At 66.3% G+C, this 7,705-nt stretch carries 7 protein-coding genes; 5 read left to right on the top strand and 2 right to left on the bottom strand.

All coding sequences use genetic code 11. From position 1 onward, the window contains the following. From DYI24_RS16900 to DYI24_RS16880, 5 genes are all read left to right on the top strand, one after another. A partial coding sequence (locus DYI24_RS16900; RefSeq protein WP_164573128.1) for a CoA-acylating methylmalonate-semialdehyde dehydrogenase occupies positions 1-1,168 on the top strand: 1,168 nt, incomplete at its 5' end. Positions 1,169-1,180: 12 nt separating this feature from the next. After that, positions 1,181-2,326 (top strand): isobutyryl-CoA dehydrogenase, encoded by a 1,146-nt coding sequence (locus DYI24_RS16895; RefSeq protein ID WP_164573127.1) that lies wholly within the window; start codon positions 1,181-1,183, stop codon positions 2,324-2,326. After that, a complete protein-coding gene (locus DYI24_RS16890) occupies positions 2,323-3,396 on the top strand; it encodes an enoyl-CoA hydratase/isomerase family protein (RefSeq protein WP_164573126.1) in 1,074 nt (357 codons plus the stop codon). The genes DYI24_RS16895 and DYI24_RS16890 overlap by 4 nt, the downstream gene beginning before the upstream one ends. A 33-nt stretch (positions 3,397-3,429) precedes the next feature. Beyond that, positions 3,430-4,317, top strand: a complete 888-nt coding sequence (gene mmsB / locus DYI24_RS16885; protein WP_164573125.1) for a 3-hydroxyisobutyrate dehydrogenase — start codon at positions 3,430-3,432, stop codon at positions 4,315-4,317. A 200-nt stretch (positions 4,318-4,517) separates the two neighbouring features. After that, the gene (locus DYI24_RS16880) at positions 4,518-6,239 is read left to right on the top strand and encodes an AMP-binding protein (protein WP_164573124.1); all 1,722 of its coding nucleotides are present in this window, start codon (positions 4,518-4,520) and stop codon (positions 6,237-6,239) included. A gap of 170 nt (positions 6,240-6,409) precedes the next feature. On the opposite strand, the gene DYI24_RS16875 is transcribed toward DYI24_RS16880, so the two are convergent. Both DYI24_RS16875 and DYI24_RS16870 read right to left on the bottom strand, forming a co-directional pair. Beyond that, a complete protein-coding gene (locus DYI24_RS16875; protein WP_164573123.1) occupies positions 6,410-7,300 on the bottom strand; it encodes a crotonase/enoyl-CoA hydratase family protein in 891 nt (296 codons plus the stop codon). A 131-nt stretch (positions 7,301-7,431) separates the two neighbouring features. After that, positions 7,432-7,705 (bottom strand): amidase family protein (locus DYI24_RS16870; protein ID WP_246701283.1); only part of this gene is annotated, 274 nt, incomplete at its 5' end.

Genomic DNA, 7,705 nt, shown 5'->3' with positions numbered 1-7,705 from the left:
GTTCGCCTGCGGCATTCCGCATCTGATGAAGGGCGAATACACCGAGGGCGCCGGCCCCGGCATCGACATCTATTCGATGCGCCAGCCGCTCGGCGTCGTCGCCGGCATCACTCCGTTCAACTTCCCGGCGATGATCCCGATGTGGAAGTTCGCGCCCGCAATCGCCTGCGGCAACGCGTTCATCCTGAAGCCGTCGGAGCGCGACCCCGGCGTGCCGATGGCGCTGGCGGCGCTGATGCTCGAGGCCGGCCTGCCGCCGGGCATCCTCAACGTCGTCAACGGCGACAAGGAAGCGGTCGACGCCATCCTCGACGATCCGGATATCAAGGCGGTGGGCTTCGTCGGCTCGTCGCCGATCGCGCAGTACATCTATGAGCGCGCCGCGCAGACCGGCAAGCGCGCGCAGTGCTTCGGCGGCGCCAAGAACCACGCCATCATCATGCCGGATGCCGACATCGACCAGACCGTCGACGCGCTGATCGGCGCCGGCTATGGCTCGGCGGGCGAGCGCTGCATGGCGATCTCGGTGGCGGTGCCGGTCGGCAAGGCCACCGCGGACGCGCTGATGAGCAAGCTGATCCCGCGCGTCGAAGCGCTGAAGATCGGTCCGTCGACCGATCCGACCGCCGACTACGGCCCGCTGGTGACCAAGGAAGCGCTGGAGCGCGTCAAGAACTACGTCGATATCGGCGTCAAGGAAGGCGCGACGCTCGCGGTCGACGGCCGCGGCTTCAAGATGCAGGGCTACGAGAACGGCTTCTACATGGGTGGCTGTCTGTTCGACAACGTCACCAAGGACATGCGGATCTACAAGGAAGAGATCTTCGGCCCCGTCCTGAGCGTCGTCCGCGCCCATGATTATGCCGAAGCGCTGTCGCTGCCGTCCGACCACGACTACGGCAACGGCGTCGCGATCTTCACCCGCGACGGCGACGCTGCCCGCGACTTTGCGGCGAAAGTGAACGTCGGCATGGTCGGCATCAACGTGCCGATCCCGGTGCCGATCGCCTACTACACCTTCGGCGGCTGGAAGAAGTCCGGCTTCGGCGATCTCAATCAGCACGGCCCGGATTCGATCCGGTTCTACACCAAGACCAAGACCGTCACCTCGCGCTGGCCGTCGGGCGTCAAGGAAGGCGCGGAGTTCTCGATCCCGCTGATGAAGTAAGCGCCGGCTGCCATGCAGTTCGACCTCAACGAAGACCAGCGCGCCATTCGTGACATGGCGCGCGACTTCGCGGCCGAGAAGATCGCGCCGCATGCGCTGAAATGGGATGAAGACAAGCACCTGCCGCTGGACGTGATCCGCGAAGCGGCGGCGCTCGGCATCGGCGGCATCTACATCCGCGACGATGTCGGCGGCAGCGCGATGACCCGGTTCGACGCCGCGTTGATCTTCGAGGCGCTGGCGACCGGCTGTCCGTCGGTGTCGGCCTTCATCTCCATCCACAACATGGCGGCGTGGATGATCGACAGCTACGGCTCCGACGCGCAGCGTCAGCGCTGGCTACCGAAGCTGTGCAGCATGGAGCAGGTCGCCAGCTACTGCCTGACCGAGCCGGGCTCCGGCTCGGATGCTGCGGCGCTGCGCACCCGCGCGGTGCGTGACGGCGATCACTACATCCTCGACGGCCAGAAGCAGTTCATCTCCGGCGCCGGCGCCAATGATCTGTACGTCGTGATGGTGCGCACCGGCGGCGATGGCCCCGGCGGCATCTCGACGCTGGTGGTCGAGAAGGACACGCCCGGCCTGTCGTTCGGCGCCAACGAGCGCAAGATGGGCTGGAATGCGCAGCCGACCCGCACCGTGATTTTCGAGAACGCGCGGGTGCCGGTCGCCAACCGGCTCGGCGACGAAGGTATCGGCTTCAAGATCGCGATGGCCGGCCTCGACGGCGGCCGGCTCAACATCGGCGCCTGTTCGCTCGGCGGCGCCCAGGCCGCGCTCGACAAGACGCTCGCTTACATGAAAGAGCGCAAGGCGTTCGGCAAACGGCTTGACGAATTCCAGGCGCTGCAATTCCGGCTTGCCGACATGGCGACCGAATTGGAGGCTGCGCGCACGCTGCTGTGGCGCGCCGCCGCGGCGCTCGACCGCAAGGATGCCGACGCCACCAAGCTGTGCGCGATGGCCAAGCGCTTCGCCACCGATGCCGGCTTTGCGGTCGCCAACGAGGCGCTGCAGCTGCACGGCGGCTACGGCTATCTCGCCGAATACGGCATCGAGAAACTGGTGCGTGACCTGCGCGTGCACCAGATCCTCGAAGGCACCAATGAAATCATGCGGCTGATCGTGTCGCGCAAGCTGCTCGAGGCCAATCGATGAATGGTGCCGTGACCGAACCCGATCTGATCGTCCGGCGCGAAGGCTCCGCCGGTGTCATCCGTCTCAACCGGCCGAAGGCGATCAATGCGCTGACGCTGGAGATGGCGCGTGACCTCGACAACGCGCTCGACGCCTTCGCCGCCGATCCACAGGTCGCGCTGATCCTGGTCGAGGGCGCCGGCGAGCGCGGGCTGTGCGCCGGCGGTGACATCGTCGGGCTCTACAACAGCGCGCGCGAGGGCGGCGATCTCGGCAAGGTGTTCTGGCGCGAGGAATACATCACCAACGCCAAGATCGCGAAGTACCCGAAGCCCTATGTGGCGTTCATGGACGGCTTGGTGATGGGCGGCGGTGTCGGCATCTCCGGCCACGGCAGCCACCGCATCGTCACCGACAAGACCAAGATCGCGATGCCGGAAGTCGGCATCGGCTTCTTCCCCGATGTCGGCGGCACCTGGCTGCTGACGCGCTCGCCCGGCGAGATCGGCACGTATTTCGGCCTGACCGGTGATATCATGAACGGCGCCGACGCGATCCACGCGGAGTTCGCCGACGCCTATGTGCCGACCGCGAACTGGGCGGCGCTGCGCCAGGCGCTCACCGAGGCGCCGAGCGGAGCATCGGCCGAGCAGGTCAGCGGCATCATCGCACGCTTTGCGGAGCAGCCGGCCAAGGGCCCTGCCGAACTGCATCAGGCCGAGATCGACCGCTGGTTCGGGCACGAGACGATCGAACAGATCGTCGCCACGCTGGAAAGCGATACTTCGGAGTTCGCGCAAGCCGCGCTGAAGACGCTGCGCATCAAATCGCCGACCAGCCTGAAGGTGACGCTGAAACTGCTGCGCGCCGCGCGGCACAGGGCGTCGCTGGAAGAATGCTTGGTGCATGAATATCGCGCCGCGCTGCAGGTGTTCGTCAGCGACGATTTCGTCGAAGGCGTCCGCGCTGCGGTGATCGACAAGGACCGCCAGCCAAAATGGCGGCCTGCGACGATCGCAGAGGTGACGCCGGAGATCGTGGCGCGCTACTTTGAAGATCGCGGCGACAACGAGCTGAAATTTCCGGGCTGAAGCACCGGGGACAGGCAAGGGGAGGAAGGGGACATGACGGATATCGCATTCATCGGTCTCGGCAATATGGGCGGGCCGATGGCAGGCAATCTCGCCAAGGCCGGCCACAAGGTCGCCGGCTTCGATCTGGTGGCGGCCTCGTGCGAGGCGGCGAAGGCCGAGGGCATCAGCATCGCGCCGACCGCGATCGATGCGGTGAAGGGCGCGGGCGTCATCGTCACCATGCTGCCGGCCGGCAAGCATGTGCTGGCGGTGTGGAACGAGATCCTGCCGCACGCCGCCAAGGGCGCGCTGATCATCGATTGCTCGACCATCGACGTCGAAAGCGCCGTGCAGGCGCATGCGCTCGCTGCCAAGCACGACATCGCCTCTGTCGATGCGCCGGTCTCCGGCGGCACCGGTGGTGCCAAGGGCGCGACGCTGACCTTCATGGCCGGCGGCAGCGAGGCGGCGTTCGCGGCCGCCAAGCCCGTGCTCGAAAAGATGGGCAAGAAGATCGTGCATTGCGGCGGCGCCGGCGCAGGCCAGGCGGCGAAGATCTGCAACAACATGATCCTCGGCATCTCGATGATCGGCGTGTCGGAAGCGTTCACGCTGGCCGAGAAGCTCGGCCTGTCGCATCAGGCGCTGTTCGATGTCGCCTCGACGTCGTCGGGGCAGTGCTGGTCGCTCACCAGCTATTGCCCGGTGCCCGGCCCGGTGCCGGCATCGCCCGCCAACAACAGCTACAAGCCGGGCTTCGCCGCGGCGCTGATGCTGAAGGATCTGAAGCTGTCGCAGGAAGCCGCCAAGGCGGCCGGCGCTTCGACCCCGCTCGGCCAGCACGCCGCCGAGATCTACGCCGCGTTCGAACAGGGCGGCCACGGCGGCACGGACTTTTCCGGAATCATCAACTACCTGCGCGAGCAGGGGCGGAAGTAAGCGTTTGATGTTTCGCACGGCGACACCTCCGTAATCGCCGTCATGCGCGGGCTTGACCCGCGCATCCATCGCTCTTCGCAATCCGATGGATTGCCGGGCCTTCGCCGCGCCGAAGGGGCTTCGGCCCCGCAGGCGGGTCAAGCCCAGCAATGACGGGTGAACTGGCGGTGGACGCTGTGCCTCGTGATCGAGGTGTCGCCATGACCACGTTCCAGCAAGCCCGTTCGTTCCTGCTCCAACACCGCACCGATTACGCATCCGCGGTCGCCGGCTTCCGCTGGCCAGATCCGGTGCCGTTCAACTGGGCGCTCGACTGGTTCGACGCCGAACTCGCCAGTCATCCCGACAGCCGTGATCGCGCCGCGCTGTGGATCGTCGACGGCGCCACCGGCAGCGAGGTCAAGCCGACCTTCGCGGAGCTGTCGAAGCGCTCCAACCAAGTCGCGAACTATCTGCGGGCCAAGGGGCTGAAGCGCGGCGATCATCTGCTGCTGCTGCTCGGCAACGTCGTGCCGCTGTGGGAGACGATGCTGGCGGCGATCAAGCTCGGCCTTGTCACCATTCCGGCCACCACGCTGCTCACCCCGGAGGAGCTGCGCGACCGGCTCGACCGCGGCCGTGCCAAGGCGGTGGTGGCGGCGCCGGATCAGGTCGCCAAGTTCGCCGGCCTCGGCGGCGACGATCTGCTCCGCATCGTCGTCGGCGACGCGCAGGACGGCTGGCTCGCTTATGGCGAGACCGCGCAGCAATCCGATGCGTTCACGCCGGACGGGCCGACGCAAGCTGATGATCCGATGCTGCTGTACTTCACCTCCGGCACCACTGCGAAGCCGAAGCTGGTGCGGCACAGCCAGCGCTCCTATCCGGTCGGCGCGCTGTCGACGATGTTCTGGCTCGGGCTGCAGCCGGGCGACGTCCACCTCAATATCTCATCGCCGGGCTGGGCCAAGCACGCCTGGAGCTGCTTCTTCGCGCCGTGGAATGCCGGCGCCACCGTGTTCGTCGTCAACCAGCCGCGGTTCGATGCCAAGAGCCTGCTCGCCACCATCGGCCGCTGCGGCGTCACCACGCTGTGCGCGCCGCCGACGGTGTGGCGGATGTTCATCCAGGAAAAGCTGGCGGACTATCAGGTCGCCTTGCGCGAAGTCTGCGGCGCCGGCGAGCCGCTCAACCCGGAAGTGATCGATCAGGTCAAGGCGGCCTGGGGGCTCACCATTCGCGACGGTTACGGCCAGACCGAGACCACCGCGATGGTCGGCAACTCGCCGGGCCAGAAGGTCAAGATCGGCTCGATGGGCCGGCCGCTGCCGGGCTACGTGGTCAACATCACCGATGCCGACGGCCATCCGGCCAAGGAGGGCGAGATCACGCTGGCGCTCGGTGATGCGCGCCCCGCCGGGCTGATGCAGGGCTATCAGGGCGAGGGCGGCAAGCTTTCGGGCGCCGATGGCGAGTTGTATCGCTCCGGCGATGTCGCGTTTGCGGATGAGGACGGCTATCTGACCTTCGTCGGCCGAACCGACGATGTGTTCAAGTCGTCGGACTACCGAATCTCGCCGTTTGAACTCGAGAGCGTGCTGCTGGAGCACGATCTGGTAGCGGAGGCTGCGGTGGTGCCGAGCCCCGATCCGATCAAGCTGGCGATCCCGAAAGCTTATGTGTTGCTCACGGCGAACGCCGAGCGCTCGCGCGACACCGCACTGTCGATCTTCAAGCACATGCAAGGCCGGCTGGCGCCGTTCAAGCGCATCCGCAAGCTGGAGATCGTCAGCGAACTGCCGAAGACCATCTCCGGCAAGATTCGCCGCGTCCAGCTCCGCCGCATCGAGCACGACAACGATCAGGCCGATAGTTTGCGCGGGCTCGCCTTCTCCGAAGAGGACTTCCCCGAGCTGAAAGCCGCGCCGGCGAAGGAGGGCTAGTCTGTAGGATGGGTTTCGCCTCCGGCTCAACCCATCCTACGGACTTCAAGCACGGCGTTATTCCGGGGCGCGCGAAGCGCGAACCCGGAATCTCTCTTTGCAACAAGATCGGGATTCCGGGTTCGCGAACGTTCGTTCGCGCCCCGGAATGACGTACTTCTAAACTGCGCTTACTTGTAGTCGCGCTCGTCCCACCACGGGAAGTAGGGCGGCATATCGGTGGTGATCTTGTTCTTGAACTGCGCCGGGCGCTTTTCCAGGAACGAGGTGACGCCTTCCTTGACGTCGTCGGAGCGGCCGCGCTCGTAGATGCCGCGGCTGTCGATCTTGTGGGCTTCCATCGGATCGTCGGCGCCCATCATCCGCCACATCATCTGCCGGATCAGCGCCACCGACACCGGTGCGGTCTTGGCGGCGATTTCCTTGGCGAGCGTGCGCGCGGTCTCGAGCAGCTGATCGGCGGGCACCACGCGGCTGACCAGCTTGCCGGCGAGTGCTTCCTGCGCCGGGAAGACACGCCCGGTGTAGCACCACTCCAACGCCTGGGCGATGCCGACGATGCGCGGCAGGAACCAGCTCGACGCCGCTTCGGGCACGATGCCCCGCTGCGAGAACACGAAGCCGAACCGCGCGGCTTCGGACGCGATGCGGATATCCATCGCCAGCTGCATGGTGACGCCGATGCCGACCGTCGGGCCGTTCACCGCCGCGATCACCGGCTTCAGGCACTTGAAGATCCGCAGCGTCACCTGGCCGCCGCCGTCGCGCACCTGCGGGTCGGAGTAGTCGGTCGAGCCGTCGGCGTTGCGGCGCACCGGGCCGCGGCGGGCGTCGCGATCGAAAGTGTCGGCGCCGGAGGACAGATCGGCGCCGGCGCAGAACGCGCGGCCTTCGCCGGTGACGATGATAGCGCGGATGTTGTCGTCGGCGTCGGCCTTGTCGAACGCCTCGATCAGCTCGTGCTGCATCGTCGGATTGAAGGCGTTGAGCTTGTCCGGCCGGTTCAGCGTGATGGTGAGGATTTGATCGGCCACCTCGTATTTGATGGTCTCGAACGGCATCTGGTTTCCTCCAGCGTGTTTTTGTTTGTACGAGTCATGCGCGGGCTCGACCCGCGCATCCATCTTTATGAAGGAGATGGATGCGCGGGTCGAGCCCACGCAATGACATTGTGCTTGGGACGCAGCGCGCGTTAGCGCGGCGCCACCGGCCACGGCTTCTGTTCGCCGCGCAGGCCTTCGAATGCCTTCGCCATGCGCAGCACGCCGAGATCGTCGAAGCGCTTGCCGACGATCTGCACGCCGATCGGGAAGCCCTTGGCGCTGTAGCCGCCGTTGATCGAAGCAGCCGGATTCTCCGCCATATTCCAGGGCACGGTATAGAGGATGTGATCGAACGGCCGGTCCGGATCATTCCACGGCGAGGCGACGTCGGCGGCGAAGCTCACCACCGGCGCCACCGGCGAG

The sequence above is a fragment of the Rhodopseudomonas sp. BR0C11 genome, assembly GCF_010820945.1.
Lineage (GTDB): Bacteria > Pseudomonadota > Alphaproteobacteria > Rhizobiales > Xanthobacteraceae > Rhodopseudomonas > Rhodopseudomonas palustris_H.
This window is presented reverse-complemented; position numbering and strand designations above follow the sequence as displayed.